This window comes from Bacillus sp. XT-4 (assembly GCF_050864245.1).
Lineage (GTDB): Bacteria > Bacillota > Bacilli > Bacillales > Bacillaceae > Bacillus > Bacillus altitudinis.
Window position 1 is genome coordinate 216,823 of the sequence record NZ_JBPAFI010000005.1, and the last position, 19,488, is coordinate 236,310.

The window sequence follows — 19,488 nt, forward strand, 5'->3', positions numbered from 1 at the left end:
GTTCGCTTTTAAAACGCCATGTCAGTTTTGTTCACTATCCTGCATAGTCCAGTCATTTACGGTAACTGGGTAGAAACTTATGGGCCATATTCCCAAGATTATATGAGGCTCGTGTTTTGATTTCATGTTTATCTTAACAACGGATGTTCATGATGTCAACGGATTTATCGAACAATCTATGAAGTCGTCGTTTTAATGTTCGGATTTAGAGTATTTTTCCCTCAAATACGATTTTTTTCCCAATCGGAATGATCTGAATCGACCCATTTTCCTTCTTTTCCTGAAAGATCGGTTCCTCCATTCGTCGGACAGGTGAGTAGCCTTCCTCCGCCATCTGGGACAACACTTGATCAATCGTCATGTTGTCTTCCACGTAGAATTTCTTTTTCTTTGGTTTTGCGGTCATTCTTTAATTCTCCTTTTCTTCACAGCCTTCACCCAGAAGCCGCCATGAATCGTTTTGGGCTCATACGAAATGATAAACGCCTTTGAATCAAGCGTTTTAATCGTTTCATATAATTGCAGTTCATATTTTCTCGGTGTTAAAATTTGCATCGCTGACCGGTCTCCTTCAAGACCTCCTACTACCCAGTTGGTGACGCCATATCCTTTTTCTCTCAATTGTTTTGGGAGATCTAGATCGATTTCTTTTGTAATCACGTTCACAGTAATGTAGCCTAGTGCCAGCTTCTCTTCAATTTTCATCCCGACAATGATTCCAATCCCATAACCTAGCGCATACGCAATGACATTTTGTACTTGATCTAAGTTATCTAATACGATACTCAAACCAATGACATAAATCAGCATCTCGACAGTACCAGCAAAAGCGGCTGCATACCTTCTGCCTTTCATTGTTAAAATTAAACGCATAGTGGAAAAAGAGACATAAACAATGTTAATCACTAAAATAATCAAAACCATGGTGAACGCATTGGATAAAAGTTGTTGAAGCACGATTCGAACCCCCTGCACTAAAAATCAAATAAAGCACCCCATATTCTACTAGAGAACAAACCTTGATACAATCAAATTTGCGCGAGAAAAACACATATATCTTTCGACAACAAGGGGTGGTCTTTGTTACCAAGAGTTTACCCGTTTTTTCCTCTTCTCAACATGAAAAACCTCCTTTTTCAAAAGGAGGCTTTAGATGGTTGATAAAGGGCTAAAATATACTATATTTTACCCCTTTGTCTTCTTTTCAGCGTGATAGAAAACCTTTGAATTTTAAAAAGACCGAGTACACGCTGAAACGTGTTTTATCCAAACCGAACTGGAACAAGTGATGGGATCAAATACTCTCCGACAATGCCCCATAAAAGGGCAATGATGACGAGCTCAATCAACAAAAAGACCCAGCCGGCATACATCAAGTCTCCCCGTACAGCATCTTGCTCTGATTGAATGGAGCGGAAGAGCACAATGGCAATCAGCTGAAGACCAAAAAACATCATCACGGATAAAATCACCGTTACATATGGAATATTCAGCATGGCAAATACAAGCCAAAGGATAGATAAAACCAAAACCGGCACAAGCACAGCACCGAACTTCATGATCACTTCTTTCAGCGATATGTTTCCTTTCAGCATGTACTTACCGAGCACCCAAACCGTCAGCATCATCAGTGTCAACAAAATGAGTGTAAAGACCGCTACCTTTAAAAAGGCGTCACCAAAAGAATAATGAATACCAAAACCTAATAAACGGGTCTTTGACGCCTTTAATTGAACGTAGTTGCCTAAAGCAAAAAACACACTGAATAACACAATTGAAATCCAGGCGTACTTCATGCGTAAAGTGTCCGCTTGATGGATCGCACGACTCGGTGATTTTAACATCGCGAGCCCATATGAGCCGTAGCGCTTAAACGCACCTCCTACACTTCTTGCGATGCGCTGAATGGCTGAACGCTCTTCATCAGCTGGCTTAGCCGTTCTTCCTCGTTTTGCAGCACTGCGGCTGAGGCGGGACTGCCTCGTTTCTTGATCTATTGATGGCTCTTCGTTTTCGTTTTTTGTTTCGGATGTGACCTGCTCTTGATCTTTCTCTAACATCCCATATCAACTCCTATCTCAGACAATCCGCACAGGCTCAGGTGACCTGTCCGGATGACTCCTATTAAAGTAGCGGAGTCTCTCTATTCAGTCAAGATTCCTTGACGTTCATACGAATAGACGGATAAAAGAATGAAGAGGTTTTAAATGGAGAGAAAATAAGACAAAACAAAAAAGCTGATGAGTGGATCAGCTTTTCATCATCTTTCATCACTTTTCATGAACGATAGCGCGCCTGCTTTGCTTTCTGAATCCGAAGATTCTCTTGGTGTGCGGGGAAACGAGTCTTTTCTGTCGTATCGACTTGTGTAATTTGTCCATTATGAATGGTGATCACCACCGACCCGTATTCAATCCCTTTTAAGGCAGATAAAATAAAATTCAGCTTTTGTTCATCCATCGCTCATCCCCCATCCCACTAATTTTGCTTTCGCTCTTTTAAATAGAGAACCTCATTTTCCAGCTCATGAATCGTATAATGCATGAGCGCTTCATGTTTTTCTTCATGCCCCCATAATAGGAGCTGCTCAATCAATACCTGCTTTTTCCGCTCAATCACCTGCCTAAGCCAGCGTGACAAGTCATCCCCTCCCGTTATGATGAATGCAAGAAAAAAGGCACTCTGAACCCTTCTATAGAAAAAAGGAAATCAAAGCGCCTTTGGTGATCCAATCAGCGAATTATGTCTTTTTATCATAAACATATAATTCCTATAAGTCAACTATGTTTTTGAAATTTCCCTACAAAAAACAGCAGCCTCCATGAGCTGCTGTTTCAGACAAACCATTAATGATTTAAGAAAGCAAAATATAGAATAAAGATGACAAACAGTCCGTACATAATTGGATGCACTTCTTTTGCTTTTCCTTTAAAGATCATGGTGATCGGGTAGAAAATGAAACCAATCGCAATCCCTGTCGCAATACTATATGTCAGTGGCATCATAATCATGGTTAAGAAAGCCGGTACCGCAATTTCAAAACGATCCCATGCGATCTTCGCAAGAGGTGCTACCATCAGTGCACCGACAATGATTAAAGCAGGTGCCGTTACATTTGATGTCACAACAGATAATAGCGGCGAGAAGAACATCGCAAGTAAGAAGAAAATACCTGTCACGACGGCTGCAAACCCAGAGCGGGCACCCGCAGCAACACCTGAACTAGATTCAACATAAGACGTCGTCGTTGATGTACCAAGAACAGAACCGACGACGATAGAAGAAGAATCCGCCAGAAGCGCTCTTCCTGCACGAGGCAGCTCATTATTTTTCATTAAACCAGCTTGTGTCGCCACAGCCACAAGTGTACCAGCTGTATCAAAGAACCCAACGAATAGGAACGTTAAAATGACCACAAGCATTTGAATGGAGAAGATGTCTGGCAAGTGAATCAAAGCTTGACCAAAGGTTGGAGACAAACTTGGAATGCTTCCGATAATTTGAGATGGAACTGGCACAAGACCAAAGATCATTCCAGCAATGGCTGTCACAAGCATCCCAATGAAGACACCTGCATTCACTCGAAGAACCATTAAAATGACAGTCACAACGATTCCAAATACCGTCAACAATACCGGACCACTATGAATATTTCCAATCGAAACGAGCGTATTATCGTTATTTGCAATAATACCGGAGCCTTGAAGACCCACAAATGTAATGAACAAACCAATCCCTGCACCAACAGCCAGCTTCAGCTCACTCGGAATGGCATTGATGATTTTTTCACGAAAACCTGTTAAAGAAAGAGCAACGAAAATCAATCCTGAAACAAACACACCGGAAAGTGCTGCCTGCCATGAGATCCCCATACCAAGAACCACTGAGAAAGCGAAGAACGCATTCAGTCCCATACCTGGTGCAATCGCAATCGGGTACCTGGCGATCAATCCCATCAGGAAACAACCTGCCGCAGAAGCTAACGCCGTAGCTGTAAAGACAGCCCCCTGATCAATTCGTAATTTATCTGGAAAATCCGGTACTGCTACTAAAGCAAGTGTGATCGGATTGACAAACAAGATGTAAGCCATCGACAAAAATGTCGTTAAACCGCCGATGATCTCTCTGCGATAATTCGTACCTAACTCATCAAACTGAAAAAACTGTTTCAAAGCCAACTGACTCCCTTCATGTCCTTTTGCTTTAGTCTGCCCCATTCACAAGTCAAATAAAAAACGCCCCAACAGTTTTTGGGACGCTTGACTACAATGTGAATTCAGACCGTGACATCAAACAAGAACAATGCATGATTTATATCAAACGAGTGTGAATTGACGTAGTCAAGCCATTTACGGTAGCTTGGTAGAAACTTGCGGGCCATATCCCCGCCATTATACGACTTCTATCTATTTGATTTCTGTGTCTATTGTACCAACTTCATTTTTAAAACACAATACGAAAAGCGAACATTTTTCAAAGAAATGTCCGCTTCATTCGTCTTATTACACGAATTTGGAAAATCACATCTAGTTCTTTATACACCCATCACTGAATTCTGGCAAAAACCGTTTCTGCTACATCGAAAAATGCCTTCACAGCAGGAGAAGCTTGCGTGAGCGATGGACAGGCAAGCGCCACCTCACGATGATGCGATACATTCAGATGACTGATCTGCACAAGTTGTTGCGTTTTTAGGAATAATTCAGGACCTATCGTCACACCAAGTCCTTCCCCAACCATGCGGGCAATGGTCGTACAATCATGCACTTCAAATAAAATAGACGGCTTGATTTGCGCCTCTGAAAAAATATCCTCTACATGGGACTGATACATGCCAGTTGGCATAATAAACGGTTCGTCCGCTAATTCTTCCATATCTACAATTGGTTGCTGCTTAAAACGATGATTTTCGTGATAGGCGACCACCATTTTATCTTTCATAAGTGGCAATAGATCAAACGCTTCATCCGCTTTACCTTTTACAACAAACCCAACATCAATAATGCCAGAATCGAGCCACTCCAATATTTCTTCATATGTCCCCTCATAAAATTTAAATTCAATCTTTGGATGCTTTTTCTGATAGCTCACAAGCAGTTTTGGCAACAAACAAGCGGATGCACTGGCAAATGTTCCAATCCGAATCAAGCCAGATTCAATATTTTTGGTGAGCGCAATTTCCTGCTGAATTTTCTCTACTCGATTTAGCACTTCTCTTATATGCGGAAGAAGGGTTTCACCGATGTCTGTCAGCGTAATGCCCTTTTTTCGGTCACGCACGAATAAAGACACGCCCCACTCCGTCTCTAAACTTGCCACCGCATGACTCACGGCAGACTGTGTCATATTTAATGCTTCAGCTGCAGCGGTAAAACTGCCTAGCTCGACCACCTTAGCCATCGTTTCGAAACGAACAAAGCTCATGAGTAATCACTCATCCCTTTCATGAAAAACATCAATTTTACTTATGTTAGCACGGAATTTAAAATGAATACAACGTTTCAACATAAAGGAAGGGTTCAAAATGAAAAGTACATCTTATCCATTGCTCATATTTCTTTTAGCCGTCGGTTCTTTCGTCACAGGCACTTCAGAATTCGTCGTATCAGGCATACTGGACATCATTTCTGACGATCTGCACATCTCCATCCCGGTTGCGGGACAGCTCATCACCATCTATTCTCTTTTTTATGCGGTGGGTGCCCTCTTTTTAGTCATGGCCACATCGAAATTGAATCGAAAAAAGGTTCTTTTATCGGCAATTTCCATGTTTATAGCAGGGAATGTGCTCGCCTTTTTTAGCCATCACTTTATGCTGCTCATGCTCTCACGGGTCATCATGGCCATGAGTGGCGGCTTATATATTGTACTCGCAACAAATTATGCAGCGCAGCTCGCCCCGCCAGAAAAAAAGGGGAGTGCGATGGCAACGGTGATCACTGGATTTACAGTTTCACTAGTACTCGGTGTACCGATTGGAACATTTTTAGCAGGATATGTAGATTGGCATGCCATTTTTCTCATTATTGCAATAGGAACCGCTTGTCTCTTGTTTCTTCTGTATCGATTATTACCGCCTATGGAGGGACATTCCCATGTGCCATTCAAACAGCAAATGCAAATTCTTCAAGACCGTAGGGTGTTAAGCGGCTTAGCCACGACAGCCTTTTGGATTTTAGGTTACACGATGGTATTTGCTTACATTTCGCCATTATTGCGGCAAACATCCGGATTTACGCTTGAACTGACAAGCATTGCCTTGCTTGTCTTAGGCATCTCCGCTTTTATTGGCTCGCGCTTTGGTGGATACGCTGTCGATCAATGGGGACCAAACCGAACCATTTTAACCAGCATCACGGTTCAGATGCTCATGCTCTTTGCATTATCTTTTACACAATTTTCTGTAGTTGGCGTCTTCATCACGCTCGCCATTTGGGGCACCGCCACATGGACAACAACACCAGCGAAGCAATTTTATCTCATCTCCCTAAAACCCGAAACATCGGAAACCGTGCTGAGCTTTAATACAGCGATTATGAATATCGGCATGATGCTCGGCTCGTCAATGGGTGGTCTGATTATTCAATATACAAATGTAACGAATTTAAGTTGGATTGGCGGGCTAGCCAGTTTTGTTGCGTTGATGTTGATTCGGTACTCGTTCAATCTCAATCGACTGGCACATCAACAGATAAAAAGCGAACATGTGTAATCATGTTCGCTCATTTATTTATCGATTAGCTTTTGATGTTTCTTTTTTGACTGGAATGGTTACCGTTATTTCTTTTTGTGGTGCCAACATATTCAGTTCTGATAAATCAAGATAAAGCCCATATTCTTTAAATGAAAAATGGTTTAATGATAAAGTATCTAACTCCTTATCATCAAATTCAAAGGTGGATTGCATGGAAGCTGTCTTTAAATTCGTTATCTTCGCATGGTTCCCTTTCAAGTAATACCCGCTTTCATAGTCTGCTTGTGGATCCTGCCATGATTTCATCTTTTCAACATCACCTAATCCAATGAATTCACCTATATTCTCCATCACATCCTGATCTAATTCTTTTTGATCTATTCCAGTAAATTGATAATCAACAATCACAGAACGGTCTTTTTGCTCTATCTTATTGATTTTGATTCCGATGCCATGGTGTTTTGTTTTAAACTGAACAGGCAGCTTTGTCTGAAGAGGAATGATTTTGCTTTCTTCCCGTTCGATATTCACATATGTGTCAAATGTCAATTCAGTCGCCTTTGGATTGATCGGCTGATTCAAAATCGTTAAATGATCTTTTCTAGTTTTGTCAGAAGACATTTGTTTTTTTCTTAAAACGGTTCCAATCTCAAGCTGATACTCATTCCCTAAATTATCCTTCATTCCATCTATACTGACTTTATCATCTTTGGCAAAACCATTGTAATCAATGGCATATTGAATTGCAGAGCCATTCACTCCGTTTTCTACCTTTACATTTCTTATTTGATAACGTCCATTTAAAATAGACACGTCTTTTTGTCCCACTAATAAAGTGGTTTTTTGCTTGACCACAGGTAACTTGAAGCGCCAATTCCCTACAATATCCCCAATCTTCGAAATAACAATCGGTACTTGCTGACCTTGTTTGATCGTTTGTCCATTTGTATAGACTTCCGTCTGCCCAACATAGCGGCCATCTTTCATTTTTTTCAATCCTTGATTGTCGTAACTCGGTTGGAAAGTGTCATTTATATGATCGAAGTTGTTGACTATGAATGGTACAGAATCTTCCTTTGTATTCAAATTCTCCACAGTAAACGTATAAACAAGCCGCCCTGCATCATAATACACACTGCTCACTTTCACAGTAACCCCTCTTGATTCAGCCCCCTCATTGACATGCTTCACCAACTCACTCTGAAAAAGAGACATTCCTACTTTATCGTGAAACATCATATATAACTGTCCAACAAACGGCACTCGAGCCATCGCTGTATTAAGAGAAGGAAAAATGAAGCCTGATGAAAAGTAAAGGACAACAAGGGCGATAACTGAATAGATTGGCGTTCTCCAATTCCATGTGAACCAACGTCTTTTCTTTTCCGCTTTCACATCTCCCATTGCTTGACGAATTGCAGAGGTCAATTCAACTTTTGGTACATCAATCTCTTCATAAAGCTTTTTCATTTCTTTTCGTTCCATCGACACTCTCCTCCTTCTCCAATGTTTGCTTTAATAACTTTCTTGCTCGATACAAATGAGTTTTGACCGTTCCTTCGGGCACACCCATCTGTTCAGAAATCATTGAAATCGAATAATCTTGAAAATAAAATAGCTGAATCACGAGCTGATATTGCTCATCTAATACATCTAGTGCATTTTTTAAATCGAGCTTGTCTTCCAAAAAATCATGACGCTCAACGCTTTCATGATGCTGTTCAAACGGAACAACATCTTGCTGCTTTTTCTTCATCGCAAAAATCGTATGAATCAAAATCCTAGTCAGCCATGTAGAAAAATAAGCCGGTTCTTTTAATCCAGATAAATGCTTAAATGCTTTCATGACCGTCTCCTGAACAGCATCTAACGAATCCTCTTTATTTCTTGTATAGAGAAAAGCCGTTTTATATAAACGCTCTTGATACATCAGCATTAATGTCTCAAATGCCGGGACATTCCCTTTTTGTGCTTTTTTAATTAGACGCACTTGCTTCATCTCATTCACACCTCCTACACCTGTTAGAGCAAGGTTTCTCTCAAACGGTTTCAACAATCGGAAATTTCTTTTACTTAGCATATGTCGGACAAAAACAGAGAAAGTGAAGAATAGGCCGCAAAGATCGTATTGAACTTTTGATATAATGGAAGAAATATCTGCAAAAAGGAGGATATTGATTGTTTCTATTTGAAGAACCTGCTTGTGCTAGCTGCCAAAAGAAAATAGAAGGTAACGAAGAAGTGTACGTTAAGCTGATCTATCCAAAGAGACGAGGGATGACAGAAGTGAAGGCTTGGCTAAGGAATGAAGGGGTTTTTTATTGTAAGGCATGTACAGAACAAAAGACATCACATGGAGGATAAACACATGAACAAAATCACTTTTCCACAATCATTTCCAACGATACATACCGAAAGACTGATCTTAAAAAAAACAACGATCACAGATGCTGAGGATATGCACATCTATTTATCCAATGAAACTGTCTGCCGCTATATGGGCATTGATGCACATGAAACCATCGAAGACACAAAAGGAGAAATCAAGTGGTATGACAATATCTTCAAAGAACAAACAGGCATCCGCTGGGGCATTTCTTTAAAAAACAACCCCACCATCATCGGCAGCTGCGGCTTTCTCAATCTAGAAAAACAGCACCGCCGTACGGAAATTGGCTATGAATTACACCATGATCATTGGAGAAAAGGCATCATGAATGAAGCGATTACTGCGGTGTTGCGGTATGGATTTCAGGAGATGAACTTGAATCGGATTGAAGCGATCATTGATCCAGCTAATACGTCCTCTGTTCAATTATTGGAGAAGATACATTTTGTACAAGAGGGTTTATTAAGAGAGTATGAATTGGGTCAGAAGGGATTCGATGATGTGTATATGTATTCAATTTTGAAGAGAGATTATGAAAAATCCTATTAAACAGAGGAGAAACAAATGAAAACGGATATTCATTTCATCCAAAAGCCGCAACCAGAGTATGTTTCTTTTCACATTTATGAACTCAATCCAGCGATTGAAAAACTTGTCCAGCAAGTGGAGCAGTCAGCCCCCTATTTCTTAGCACAAGAACCCACGAAAGAAAGAGTGAAAAAGGTCTATTATCACGACATTTTATATATAGAAAGCGTTGATAAAAGATCGTTCTTGTATACGTCAGATGGAGTGTTTCTCTTAAAGGAAAAGTTATTTGAACTTGAAGAACGGCTTGAAGCGCACGATTATGTCAGGATTTCAAAATCGATGATTCTGAATATAGATTCTATTGCCGCTATTTCTCCTAAAACGAGTGGCCGTTTTGAAGCAAGCCTTACAAATAAAGAAAAAGTAATGATTTCACGTTTTTATATCCAAGCATTAAAAGAGAAACTTGGGTTACGAAGGAAGTGAACAGGATGAAACGTTATATCACAAATCTTTTGATCACATTTTGTATAATCTTTACTGCACTCGTATTGATTTACTGTTTCACGTTTGGAACGATGCCCATCTATATTTTACAAGCCATCATGTTCAATTCCTTTTTTTCAAGCGCCCTGACCTTCTTGCTATACCCAAAACAAACGTACAGCCATCAACGGATTCTTTTTCAACAAATTCTATATATCGTCCTTGTGATGTGTATGATTATGACCACCATCATTATTGTGAGCGGTCAAATCAGCCCCCTTTCGTTTATCGTGAATTTCCTTGTGGTCATGGCTTTATTCTTTGTGATCAAGTACCTATTGTATAAAAAAGATCAAGCAACCGCTGAGGAAATCAACGATCTTTTACAGCAGCGAAAGAAACGAACAACATCTTAATATGCATCTTAGGGCTAAATATTGACATGTTAGGAAGATTTCATTGTGACTTCTGCATGATTCCACTACTCTGACATTAGAGGGGGAATCAACAATGAAACCAATCACAATCATTCGAAAATCAGTACTTCTACTGCTGTATTCTTTAATTATTCCAACAAGTGCAGGTGTCTATATATCCATAAAACAAGTGACCGATCCAATGACCATCTATATCATCAATGGCAGTGCCATGCTAGCTGGGTGTCTTTTACTTCTATTCATTATTCAAAAAAGTCGTTTTCACTTGAAAGAAATAGGTTTTCGAAAAGGCTCTCTCGGTATGTGGATATTTCCGATCCTGATCATCGAGGCCATTCCGTTTATTGCTGGATTCAACAAGGATTTAACTGTTTCTTCCTTTCTAGCACTTTGTTTCTTCATGGTGTGTGTCGGTCTTTTTGAAGAAGGAATCTTTCGAGGCATTCTGTTTCAATATTTAAAACAAATTAACTTGAGCACTGCCATATGGGGCTCCGCCGTACTATTCGGTCTCGGTCATGCTGCGAATCTACTAAGCGGAAAAAGCCTCACCTTAACCGTCGCACAAATCCTATTCGCCTTTTTATTTGGATTCGTTGCAGCTGAAATCGTGGCACTCACGAACAGTCTGCAATGGGTGATCATATGGCATGCTGTTCATAATATCGTGGATCAGATGACAAATGGAAATACGCCTGTCGCAATGCAAATGCTTTTGCTCTCGATTCAATGTGTCATTCTGCTTGTTCTTGCGGTGGTGTTGTGGAGAAGATTAAGAATGAAAAAAGTGTTCAATAGATAATGAAAAGAGGAGGAAAGAAATGAAGGGGAACACATGGATAGAAGGCTGGTTTGAAAAGTGTGAAGAAGTTGAAATCAAGCCTTGGGAATGGGATTTTAAGCAAAGCTATATCAAAGAGCCGATCAAAGATACATCATCAATTAAGATCATGTTAGAGTATAAAATGGGTAAACTCAAAGCTAAAGTTAAACCGCGTAGTAAAGCTGATTGTGATAAAGAACCTTTTCATATTTATCAATTACTATGGGGTACAGAGAATGATCCTGAGCTTAAATCAAAACACCATTTAGATTATTATGATTTGCTCCGCGGCGAAACAATGAATTCGTTTTGGACAACTTATAAAAACAGTGTGATAAGCTCAGAAAATAAAAACGCTTTATACAATGAAATTGGCATTAACCCCAAAAACCCTCTTATAGATCAATGTCATTTATTGATTTCTAATGAGAAATTCAAAGAGTTTAAACAGATCAAAGATAATATTGCAGCGTTTGAAAAATTCGCTACTTCTTCTCATTATATTGGAAATTTCACTGTATTACCTCATTGGATGAACACTGGTCGATACAGTTTCTCTCAAGATTATTGGGATGTGACATTACAATCATTCTTTGGCTTTTTTAAACCATTAGGCTGTTGGAAACAGTTCGTCGAACGATATTTCCTTCAACCTTATGTGAACGATGATGAGGAATGGACAGTGAGTGAATTTTGGGAAGGTCATTTTGCAGGTATAGGAAATTACAATCAATTAAAACCTCAAAATGAACAAGAATTAAGTGAGTACCTACATAAAGTAAATCTCAGAATCGAAGAACGAGGCAAATGGATGATCAAAAAAGTCTGTGAAGAATTGAAGTTACAACACTTCACATTCTATGATGAACTAAAAGATAGACAAATTCGATTTTCCAACGAATTGAATTAACCATAATGAGCGAGCTCAGTGTTCGCTTTTTTATTTTCTAAAAGGGTTCCGATAAAAGAAAAATGAGATCATAAAAAGCTGATATCTTAAACGCTATATCAGCATCATGTTATCAAGCTTATTCACTCATGTAATTCACTTTCAGCATGCTGTATATTTCTACATCAACAACTCCTTTGCCAGACCATAAAACAGCTTGTCTAAGCAGTCCTTCTTTGATAAAACCATTTTTCGACAGGACTTTTTTTGATACCTCATTTGCTGGCATGACTTCCGCTTGAATTCTATTGATATCAATCTCTTCAAACAGAAATTTCACTAGTGTAGAGACAGCTTCTGTTGCGATGCCTTTTCCCCAATGTTCCTCTGCAAAGAAATAACCAATCGTCACCGCATTCACTTTTTGATTGATGTCCATTGTTTCGATGATACCAACTAGCGTATGAGGATTATCCTTTTGAAAGATTCCCCATTTCACTCTGCTTTTCTTCGTATAATCTCGTTCAAAATGTCCAATCATTTTTTTTACCGTTTGGAGATTATGTTTGGGAATGATCCCACAATACTGAAAGACTGTGTCATTGTCGTAAATTGAAAATAACTCTGGCAAATGACGTTCTTCCACCTTTTTTAACAATAGATTCTTTGACGCAACTACAGGAAAAGTTCCAAAAAGACTTTCTATTTTCATCTCTTAATCCCCCTTATTCCTCGATAGGAATATAGATTTTCATTTTGATATCGTTCAGACCATTTGAATGTAGGACATCTGTTATTTCAAAATCTGGTCCACTCGTTCTTTCATAATTAGAATTTGGGAGCCAGCTACCATAGATATATCTTCTAGTGTTTTGCACCATTTCATGAGAGCCACTCACTTTAAATTCTGCATATCTCCCCTCAGGAATCACTATTTTTACAAACCCTTCATTTAAATCTATATCTGATTCCTCCACTTCTTCCCCTACCACAAACGAAAAACGGCCATCATCATGAAAAGAAGTAGATACACCATAAGCCATATGAGGTGCTTTTCTCTTTGGAATCTGTTGATAATACTCCTTTTTTCCAAAATCCATATAAAACAAAGGAATGTCCGTGAAATATTCCTCACTTTGAAGATTCGTTTGATACTCGTAACCAATAATATAAAATTTGTTTAATTGAGTCATGACAGGTTTATTCATATTGAATTCACTGTCTAACATAGATTGGTATGCTAAAAAATCCATTTTGTTTTGTTTCTTTAACACTATTTCCTCTTTTCGAAACCTGCCTGGTGTCACCCCAAAGAATTGTAAAAAAGCACGGGCGAACGCTTCTTGAGAACCATACTGGAACGCAATCGCTATGTGTAAAATATTCTGATTTGTTTCTTTCAGTAACCTAGCAGCTTCAGAGAGCCTTCTATTTCTGATATACTCTTGCACTGAAAAACCTGTAATGGCTTGAAACAGTCGCTGAAAATGAAACGCTGAAAAGCAGGATTTCGAGGAAATATCCTTTATACTTATATTGTTTTGAAGATTCTCCTCAATAAACTCAATCGAATGCTGTATTCTCTCATAGTAATCCATTGTTTCTCCCTCCTCTACCTTTTATTTTATTACTTCCCTCCTCCTTTTTTTGATCATTTGTGCTATTTTTAAATAACCTTCCACAAAATAATCATTCAATTTCCATAGCACAAAAAGTCAAGTTTCTTAAAAATGATTTCTGTTATATTAAACTCGTAAGGTAAAGATGTGCTCGGTTGTCCTATCAAGAACATGAGAAAACGATTCAAGGACCATTAACATCTGAAAGATGAATTGCCGCTTCAAACTCTAGCAAAACACGCTAGTTATTCTAGAATTCACTTTCACCATTAAAACAGAAGTAAAATGAAGACAAGACACCCATAGAACAAAAAAAATCAATTAAAAAAGACATCCCTACCACTATCACTTTTTTGTCATCTTGGTATAATAGAAAAAATCAGAAAAATGAGAATGCGATGATAAGGAATAGTACTTGCCGAAATGTTTTCAGAAAGTTGCTGGTTGATGAGAAGCAATAACAAAAAGGCAGGGAACTCACCTTAGAGTAGCCTTAGTGAAATGAAAAAGATTGATGTAGTTAAGGTCGGCACCCCGCCGTTATACGGGAAGGATATAAGATCAAACAATCTGTATCCGAATAAGGGCATGATAATGTAAAGTTATCATGAAACAGGGGTGGTACCGCGTAAGAAGAAGTCTTTCGTCTCCAAGTTCAATCTTGGAGATGATAGGCTTTTTTTATTTCCATTTACAGGAGGAATCGATGATGTTTAACCACAAAAAATACGAAAAAAAATACTTTTTGCCACCGAACCTTACTTATGATTGGGTGAAGAAAGAAACATTAGAACGTGCTCCGATATGGTGCAGTGTGGACTTACGGGATGGAAATCAAGCATTACCTATTCCTATGAACTTAGAAGAAAAATTGGATATGTTTCAGTTACTAGTAGAGATCGGTTTTAAAGAAATTGAAATCGCATTTCCAGCTGCTAATGATACGGAGTTTAAGCTATTACAGACACTGATTGATCGTCATATGATTCCAGACGATGTCACAATTATGGTGATCACGCAAGCGAGAGAGCATATTATCCGCCGAACCTTCGAAGCCATTAAGGGGGTACCGAAAGCGATTGTTCATTTATATAATTCGACGTCAGAAGCGCAGCGCAGACAAGTATTTAAGAAAACAAAAGATGAAATTAAACAAATTGCCATTGATGGCGCTATTTTAGTAAAAGAACTGGCCGAAAAAACAGAAAGTGATATTTATTTTCAATATAGTCCTGAAAGCTTTCCAGGAACAGAAGTGGATTACGCGTTAGATATTTGTAATAGTGTTTTAGATATTTGGAAACCGACACCACATCACAAAGCGATCATCAATATTCCGACAACAGTTGAATATTCAATGCCTCATATCTTTGCAAGTCAGATTGAGTATATACACAAAAATCTGTCTTACCGAGACAGTGTGACATTGTCTGTTCACCCTCATAATGACCGCGGGTCTGGGGTGAGTGATGCAGAATTTGGTGTGCTAGCTGGTGCCGAAAGAGTCGAAGGAACATTATTTGGTATCGGTGAACGTACAGGGAACGTAGACTTGATTACTTTGGCGATGAATATGTACTCACAAGGTTATGATCCACAATTGAATTTCAATAACCTAGAAGCGATTCGTAAAAAATATGAAAAACTAACAAAAATCACTGTTCATGAGAGACAGCCATATTCTGGGGAGATGGTTTTCACCGCATTTTCTGGGTCACATCAAGATGCGATATCTAAAGGGATGAAATATAGAAAGGAACATCATGTTGATAAATGGGACGTTCCGTATATCCCAATAGATCCAGTTGACTTGGGGAGGAATTATCAAACGGATGTGATTCGAATCAATAGCCAGTCTGGAAAAGGCGGCATAGGCTATATATTAGAAACAAATTATGGCATTCAACTTCCTTATCAAATGAATGAAGCCATGGGATATGCAGCGAAGAAAGTATCTGATCAGACAAATAGGGAATTGTCTGTCGAAGAAATATATCATGTTTTTAAAGAGCAGTATGTTGATTTTCACCCTCATTTCCAGCTGCTTGATTATCAATTTCATAAAGGAGAGAAGCAAGAAGTCACCTTAACTTTGCTGAGAGATCATCAACAAATTGACATACAAGGAACTGGCACTGGAAGTTTAGATGCAATCAGTAATGCGTTAAAAGCACATTTTCATCTCGAGTATGATTTGGAAGTCTATGAACAGAATTCTTTGGGCAAGGATTCTCAAGCAAAAGCCTGTGCACAGATTGGTATTTCATATCAAGGAAAAATGCATTGGGGTGCTGGAATCGATAAAGATATTATAGAAGCAACAGTGAAGGCCCTGGTGGTTGCAGTAAATAAACTAGAGGTTTGGATGTAGATGGAAACAGATACACTTGAAAAACATGAAGCGATGCAATATTTAAGAGAGTACAACGAACAAGAAATCTTTTATCAACAATACCAACAGAAAAAGCATGACAATCAATCATTGCAATTACTTTTGAAGGATTATGATCATAACAATTTCATGCAAAAGCAAATATATATAGAAGAATTTTTGCTAAGAGGGCAGAACGAATTTGAAAAAGAGGATACCATGTGGTTAGGTCAGGAAAAAGATATAGAAGTGAGAAAGTATAGCCGTTTTATGCCTCAATTGTCGGCTATCCATGATTTCTTTGAGATGATCTATGTTCTGGAAAATGAGATGTATGTAGAAGTGGAAGATAAAAAAATCGCTTTAAAATCAGGAGATATTGCCTTTATTCCACCTGACACAATACACAAGCCACTTGTAATGGAGAATACAATCGCAATCCAAATCATGATCCGCAAAAGTACTTTTCAAAAAGTGTTTTTTAAAATGTTAAAAGGAAATCATGTCATTTCTGAGTTCTTTTTGAATGCATTGTATATAAAAGAAAATAAACATATTCTTATTTTCCATAGTCACATGGATAAAAATTTGCTAGACTGCTCTCTTCAACTATTTATAGAAAATCACAATCGATTTCCTAGTTACCAGTTGATTATGAATAATTTGTTTGAGATATTATTATGTCTCTTATTAAGATTCAAACCAAATCATATGAACGTCATTCAGGTCAAACCATATAGTGATATACGTATGATTCAAATGCTTCAATATATTCAGCAATGTTGTGAGCATATAACACTCCAAAAGATGGCAGAGAAATTCAACCTTTCACAATCTTATCTGTCTAGATATATAGCTCGTAAACTCGGCAAATCATTTCGTGAAATTCGACAAGAAATAAGATTGGAAAAAGCCTGCGAAATGCTAACCGGTAGTAATTTACAAGTGGATCATATTTCGGGAGCCGTTGGTTATCAAAATGTAGAGCATTTCATTCGTTTATTTAAGAAAAAGTATCGCCTAACACCACATCAATATCGTTTAAATAATAGATCATGTCAAATCAATACGAATAAAAAGGAGAAATCATCATGTCAATCAAGCAAGTAAAAGATTATTTTAAACAATATGAAATGGATACTCGAATTCAGGAATTTTCAGTATCTAGTGCAACCGTAGACTTGGCTGCTTCTGCATTGGGCTGCGAACCTGAAAGAATCGCAAAAACACTCTCCTTTCTAGTAAATGGACAAGCTATTTTAGTTGTGACCTCTGGCGATGCAAAGGTTGATAACAAAAAATTCAAGGAATATTTTAAAACAAAAGCGAAAATGCTGCCTACTCATGAGGTCGTTGACTTGATCGGTCATGAAATTGGCGGAGTATGTCCTTTTGCTATAAAGAATGGCGTTTCTGTTTATTTAGATATGTCACTCAAACGTTTTGAGACAGTCTATCCAGCCTGCGGGAGCAGTAACAGTGCTATTGAACTAACAATCAAACAATTAGAAAAACACTCCGGTTATACACAATGGATTGATGTGTGTAAGGGATGGAATGATGAATTCACACATTAAAACGAAAGGAAAGAATTAAAAATAAAAAAGAGCTAGAAACCCTTGATACACAAAGGTTTCTAGCTCTATTATAGCTATTCCCATTCAATCGTAGCAGGCGGCTTACTCGTAATATCATACACCACACGGTTAATATGCTTCACTTCATTCACGATACGAGTTGAGATCTTTTCAAGCACATCCCAAGGGATTCTTGCCCAGTCACTCGTCATACCGTCAATAGACGTAACAGCACGGATACCGATTGTGTAGTCGTATGTTCTTGCGTCACCCATGACACCTACGCTGCGGATGTCTGGGAGAACCGTGAAGTATTGCCAGATGTCGCGCTCAAGGCCGAAGTTGGCAATTTCTTCGCGTAGAATCGCATCCGATTCACGGACGATTTCTAGTTTTTCTTCAGAAATTTCACCTAGTACACGGATTCCTAGTCCTGGACCTGGGAATGGCTGTCTCCATACGATGTCGTCTGGAATACCTAGCTCTGATCCTAGAGCACGAACTTCATCCTTGAATAGTGTATTGAGTGGCTCAATCAATTCAAACTGCATGTCTTCTGGAAGACCGCCTACGTTGTGGTGAGATTTGATTGTTTGTGCCGTTGCTGTTCCGCTCTCAATAATGTCTGTGTAAAGTGTTCCTTGCGCTAAGTAGTCGATTCCTTTTAGCTTGTCCGCTTCGTCATCGAATACATAAATAAATTCGTTACCGATGATTTTACGTTTTTGCTCAGGATCAGACACACCTTTTAGCTTGTTTAAGAAGCGATCTTTCGCATCTACTTTAATCACGTTCATGTTGAAACCTTCGCTAAATGTTTTCATAACCCCTTCTGCTTCGCCTTTGCGAAGAAGGCCGTGGTCAACGAAAATACATGTCAGCTGATCGCCGATGGCTTTGTGAATCAATACCGCTACAACAGATGAATCCACACCGCCGCTTAGTGCGCACAATACTTGCTTGTCGCCTACTGTTTGACGGATTTTCTGCATTTCGATTTCAATGAAGTTCTCCATTGACCATTTGCCATCGCAATCACACACGCCGAAGACAAAGTTTTTCAATAGGTCATTTCCATACTCAGAGTGACGAACCTCTGGGTGGAACTGAACGCCATAGAAATTCTTCTCAGCTAAGCTCATGGCTGAGTTTGGACAATGTGCACTTGTTGCATCGACTGTAAAGCCATCTGGTACTTCAACAACGAGGTCACCATGGCTCATCCAAACGACTTGATCAGTTGGAAGGTCTTTGAATAAAGCAGGTGTTCCGTTAATATGGATATCTGCTTTTCCATATTCACGCTGGCTGGCCGCTTCTACTTTCCCGCCTAAATAGTGAGTCATGAGCTGCATGCCGTAGCAAATGCCTAGAACCGGAATGCCTAGATCAAAAATCTTTTCATCACAGCGGAAAGATCCTTCATCATATACACTGTTTGGTCCACCAGAAAGGATGATTCCTTTCGGCGCCATTTCTTTAATTTCTTCAGCAGTTAAAGTGTGCGGATGAAGCTCACTGTACACACCAAATTCACGAATACGGCGAGTGATCAGCTGATTGTACTGACTACCGAAATCGAGAACCAAAATCATTTCATTTACTAAATTTGTCATGGTGTCACCTCTATGTCCAATATAGTTTTTATAAACGCACAGAAAAAATGAGAGGA

General features: G+C 38.9%; 22 protein-coding genes, 2 riboswitches and 1 other annotated feature. Of the genes, 10 read left to right on the forward strand and 12 right to left on the reverse strand.

The window, feature by feature from the left end:
- Nucleotides 1-24: 24 nt before the first annotated feature.
- A riboswitch (purine riboswitch) is annotated at nucleotides 25-126 on the reverse strand.
- 79 nt (nucleotides 127-205) lie between these two features.
- The 7 genes from ACRRMM_RS15040 to ACRRMM_RS15070 all read right to left on the reverse strand — a co-directional run bounded on the left by ACRRMM_RS15040 (nucleotide 206) and on the right by ACRRMM_RS15070 (nucleotide 5,424).
- A complete protein-coding gene (locus ACRRMM_RS15040) occupies nucleotides 206-406 on the reverse strand; it encodes an NETI motif-containing protein (RefSeq protein ID WP_008344299.1) in 201 nt (66 codons plus the stop codon).
- A complete protein-coding gene (locus tag ACRRMM_RS15045; RefSeq protein WP_008344300.1) occupies nucleotides 403-957 on the reverse strand; it encodes a DUF2179 domain-containing protein in 555 nt (184 codons plus the stop codon). Before ACRRMM_RS15045 ends, ACRRMM_RS15040 begins: the two co-directional genes overlap by 4 nt.
- A 305-nt stretch (nucleotides 958-1,262) precedes the next feature.
- Complete coding sequence (locus tag ACRRMM_RS15050; protein ID WP_113747736.1) at nucleotides 1,263-2,060, reverse strand: hypothetical protein; 798 nt, start codon at nucleotides 2,058-2,060, stop codon at nucleotides 1,263-1,265.
- 217 nt (nucleotides 2,061-2,277) lie between these two features.
- Complete coding sequence (locus tag ACRRMM_RS15055; RefSeq protein WP_025206857.1) at nucleotides 2,278-2,460, reverse strand: YezD family protein; 183 nt, start codon at nucleotides 2,458-2,460, stop codon at nucleotides 2,278-2,280.
- An 18-nt stretch (nucleotides 2,461-2,478) separates the two neighbouring features.
- The gene (locus ACRRMM_RS15060) at nucleotides 2,479-2,640 is read right to left on the reverse strand and encodes a hypothetical protein (protein ID WP_008344307.1); all 162 of its coding nucleotides are present in this window, start codon (nucleotides 2,638-2,640) and stop codon (nucleotides 2,479-2,481) included.
- Nucleotides 2,641-2,846: 206 nt separating this feature from the next.
- Entirely contained in the window at nucleotides 2,847-4,172 is a 1,326-nt protein-coding gene (locus tag ACRRMM_RS15065) for an NCS2 family permease (protein ID WP_024719393.1), read from the reverse strand.
- A 145-nt stretch (nucleotides 4,173-4,317) separates the two neighbouring features.
- Nucleotides 4,318-4,419: riboswitch (purine riboswitch) on the reverse strand.
- 126 nt (nucleotides 4,420-4,545) lie between these two features.
- Nucleotides 4,546-5,424: a LysR family transcriptional regulator gene (locus ACRRMM_RS15070; protein WP_058336457.1), complete on the reverse strand. Its 879-nt coding sequence runs from the start codon at nucleotides 5,422-5,424 to the stop codon at nucleotides 4,546-4,548.
- A gap of 100 nt (nucleotides 5,425-5,524) precedes the next feature.
- Between ACRRMM_RS15070 and ACRRMM_RS15075 the strand changes: the two genes are divergently transcribed.
- Nucleotides 5,525-6,712 carry an MFS transporter gene (locus tag ACRRMM_RS15075; RefSeq protein WP_428828811.1) on the forward strand — a complete coding sequence of 396 codons (1,188 nt, stop codon included), beginning with the start codon at nucleotides 5,525-5,527 and terminating at the stop codon, nucleotides 6,710-6,712.
- Between the two features lie 18 nt (nucleotides 6,713-6,730).
- On the opposite strand, the gene ACRRMM_RS15080 is transcribed toward ACRRMM_RS15075, so the two are convergent.
- Nucleotides 6,731-8,179: a DUF4179 domain-containing protein gene (locus tag ACRRMM_RS15080; protein ID WP_428828810.1), complete on the reverse strand. Its 1,449-nt coding sequence runs from the start codon at nucleotides 8,177-8,179 to the stop codon at nucleotides 6,731-6,733.
- The gene (locus ACRRMM_RS15085; RefSeq protein WP_035391460.1) at nucleotides 8,148-8,693 is read right to left on the reverse strand and encodes a sigma-70 family RNA polymerase sigma factor; all 546 of its coding nucleotides are present in this window, start codon (nucleotides 8,691-8,693) and stop codon (nucleotides 8,148-8,150) included. The genes ACRRMM_RS15080 and ACRRMM_RS15085 overlap by 32 nt, the downstream gene beginning before the upstream one ends.
- Nucleotides 8,694-8,872: 179 nt before the next feature.
- On the opposite strand from ACRRMM_RS15085, the gene ACRRMM_RS15090 reads away from it, so the two are divergent.
- From ACRRMM_RS15090 to ACRRMM_RS15115, 6 genes are all read left to right on the forward strand, one after another.
- Nucleotides 8,873-9,058 carry a hypothetical protein gene (locus tag ACRRMM_RS15090; protein WP_056705714.1) on the forward strand — a complete coding sequence of 62 codons (186 nt, stop codon included), beginning with the start codon at nucleotides 8,873-8,875 and terminating at the stop codon, nucleotides 9,056-9,058.
- Between the two features lie 4 nt (nucleotides 9,059-9,062).
- Nucleotides 9,063-9,632, forward strand: coding sequence for a GNAT family N-acetyltransferase (locus ACRRMM_RS15095; protein ID WP_282833950.1), 570 nt, complete (start codon nucleotides 9,063-9,065; stop codon nucleotides 9,630-9,632).
- 15 nt (nucleotides 9,633-9,647) lie between these two features.
- A complete protein-coding gene (locus ACRRMM_RS15100) occupies nucleotides 9,648-10,100 on the forward strand; it encodes a LytTR family DNA-binding domain-containing protein (RefSeq protein WP_046526934.1) in 453 nt (150 codons plus the stop codon).
- 5 nt (nucleotides 10,101-10,105) lie between these two features.
- The gene (locus ACRRMM_RS15105; protein WP_008344327.1) at nucleotides 10,106-10,516 is read left to right on the forward strand and encodes a hypothetical protein; all 411 of its coding nucleotides are present in this window, start codon (nucleotides 10,106-10,108) and stop codon (nucleotides 10,514-10,516) included.
- 94 nt (nucleotides 10,517-10,610) lie between these two features.
- Entirely contained in the window at nucleotides 10,611-11,339 is a 729-nt protein-coding gene (locus ACRRMM_RS15110) for a CPBP family intramembrane glutamic endopeptidase (protein WP_335372852.1), read from the forward strand.
- A gap of 19 nt (nucleotides 11,340-11,358) precedes the next feature.
- The gene (locus tag ACRRMM_RS15115; RefSeq protein WP_428828809.1) at nucleotides 11,359-12,270 is read left to right on the forward strand and encodes a hypothetical protein; all 912 of its coding nucleotides are present in this window, start codon (nucleotides 11,359-11,361) and stop codon (nucleotides 12,268-12,270) included.
- Between the two features lie 118 nt (nucleotides 12,271-12,388).
- Here the strand turns inward: ACRRMM_RS15115 and ACRRMM_RS15120 are convergent, their stop codons facing one another.
- Nucleotides 12,389-12,961 (reverse strand): GNAT family N-acetyltransferase, encoded by a 573-nt coding sequence (locus tag ACRRMM_RS15120; RefSeq protein ID WP_335372854.1) that lies wholly within the window; start codon nucleotides 12,959-12,961, stop codon nucleotides 12,389-12,391.
- Nucleotides 12,962-12,974: 13 nt separating this feature from the next.
- Nucleotides 12,975-13,847: an AraC family transcriptional regulator gene (locus tag ACRRMM_RS15125; protein ID WP_335372855.1), complete on the reverse strand. Its 873-nt coding sequence runs from the start codon at nucleotides 13,845-13,847 to the stop codon at nucleotides 12,975-12,977.
- 410 nt (nucleotides 13,848-14,257) lie between these two features.
- Nucleotides 14,258-14,522, forward strand: a binding site (T-box leader).
- Between the two features lie 55 nt (nucleotides 14,523-14,577).
- On the opposite strand from ACRRMM_RS15125, the gene ACRRMM_RS15130 reads away from it, so the two are divergent.
- The 3 genes from ACRRMM_RS15130 to ACRRMM_RS15140 are packed head-to-tail and all read left to right on the forward strand — an operon-like array spanning nucleotide 14,578 to nucleotide 17,816.
- Entirely contained in the window at nucleotides 14,578-16,239 is a 1,662-nt protein-coding gene (locus ACRRMM_RS15130; protein WP_039962699.1) for a 2-isopropylmalate synthase, read from the forward strand.
- Nucleotides 16,240-17,349 (forward strand): helix-turn-helix domain-containing protein, encoded by a 1,110-nt coding sequence (locus ACRRMM_RS15135; protein WP_428828808.1) that lies wholly within the window; start codon nucleotides 16,240-16,242, stop codon nucleotides 17,347-17,349.
- A complete protein-coding gene (locus ACRRMM_RS15140; RefSeq protein WP_428828807.1) occupies nucleotides 17,331-17,816 on the forward strand; it encodes a YbaK/EbsC family protein in 486 nt (161 codons plus the stop codon). The genes ACRRMM_RS15135 and ACRRMM_RS15140 overlap by 19 nt, the downstream gene beginning before the upstream one ends.
- Before the next feature lie 74 nt (nucleotides 17,817-17,890).
- On the opposite strand, the gene guaA is transcribed toward ACRRMM_RS15140, so the two are convergent.
- Nucleotides 17,891-19,432 carry a glutamine-hydrolyzing GMP synthase gene (gene guaA, locus ACRRMM_RS15145; RefSeq protein ID WP_046526940.1) on the reverse strand — a complete coding sequence of 514 codons (1,542 nt, stop codon included), beginning with the start codon at nucleotides 19,430-19,432 and terminating at the stop codon, nucleotides 17,891-17,893.
- Nucleotides 19,433-19,488: the final 56 nt, after the last annotated feature.

Coding starts and splice junctions, on each gene's coding strand:
- ACRRMM_RS15040 (WP_008344299.1), bottom strand. CDS start 406: ATGACCGCAAAACCAAAGAAAAAGAAATTCTACGTGGAAGACAACATG.
- ACRRMM_RS15050 (WP_113747736.1), bottom strand. CDS start 2,060: ATGTTAGAGAAAGATCAAGAGCAGGTCACATCCGAAACAAAAAACGAA.
- ACRRMM_RS15055 (WP_025206857.1), bottom strand. CDS start 2,460: ATGGATGAACAAAAGCTGAATTTTATTTTATCTGCCTTAAAAGGGATT.
- ACRRMM_RS15070 (WP_058336457.1), bottom strand. CDS start 5,424: ATGAGCTTTGTTCGTTTCGAAACGATGGCTAAGGTGGTCGAGCTAGGC.
- ACRRMM_RS15075 (WP_428828811.1), top strand. CDS start 5,525: ATGAAAAGTACATCTTATCCATTGCTCATATTTCTTTTAGCCGTCGGT.
- ACRRMM_RS15080 (WP_428828810.1), bottom strand. CDS start 8,179: ATGGAACGAAAAGAAATGAAAAAGCTTTATGAAGAGATTGATGTACCA.
- ACRRMM_RS15085 (WP_035391460.1), bottom strand. CDS start 8,693: ATGAAGCAAGTGCGTCTAATTAAAAAAGCACAAAAAGGGAATGTCCCG.
- ACRRMM_RS15095 (WP_282833950.1), top strand. CDS start 9,063: ATGAACAAAATCACTTTTCCACAATCATTTCCAACGATACATACCGAA.
- ACRRMM_RS15100 (WP_046526934.1), top strand. CDS start 9,648: ATGAAAACGGATATTCATTTCATCCAAAAGCCGCAACCAGAGTATGTT.
- ACRRMM_RS15105 (WP_008344327.1), top strand. CDS start 10,106: ATGAAACGTTATATCACAAATCTTTTGATCACATTTTGTATAATCTTT.
- ACRRMM_RS15110 (WP_335372852.1), top strand. CDS start 10,611: ATGAAACCAATCACAATCATTCGAAAATCAGTACTTCTACTGCTGTAT.
- ACRRMM_RS15115 (WP_428828809.1), top strand. CDS start 11,359: ATGAAGGGGAACACATGGATAGAAGGCTGGTTTGAAAAGTGTGAAGAA.
- ACRRMM_RS15120 (WP_335372854.1), bottom strand. CDS start 12,961: ATGAAAATAGAAAGTCTTTTTGGAACTTTTCCTGTAGTTGCGTCAAAG.
- ACRRMM_RS15125 (WP_335372855.1), bottom strand. CDS start 13,847: ATGGATTACTATGAGAGAATACAGCATTCGATTGAGTTTATTGAGGAG.
- ACRRMM_RS15130 (WP_039962699.1), top strand. CDS start 14,578: ATGTTTAACCACAAAAAATACGAAAAAAAATACTTTTTGCCACCGAAC.
- ACRRMM_RS15135 (WP_428828808.1), top strand. CDS start 16,240: ATGGAAACAGATACACTTGAAAAACATGAAGCGATGCAATATTTAAGA.
- ACRRMM_RS15140 (WP_428828807.1), top strand. CDS start 17,331: ATGTCAATCAAGCAAGTAAAAGATTATTTTAAACAATATGAAATGGAT.
- guaA (WP_046526940.1), bottom strand. CDS start 19,432: ATGACAAATTTAGTAAATGAAATGATTTTGGTTCTCGATTTCGGTAGT.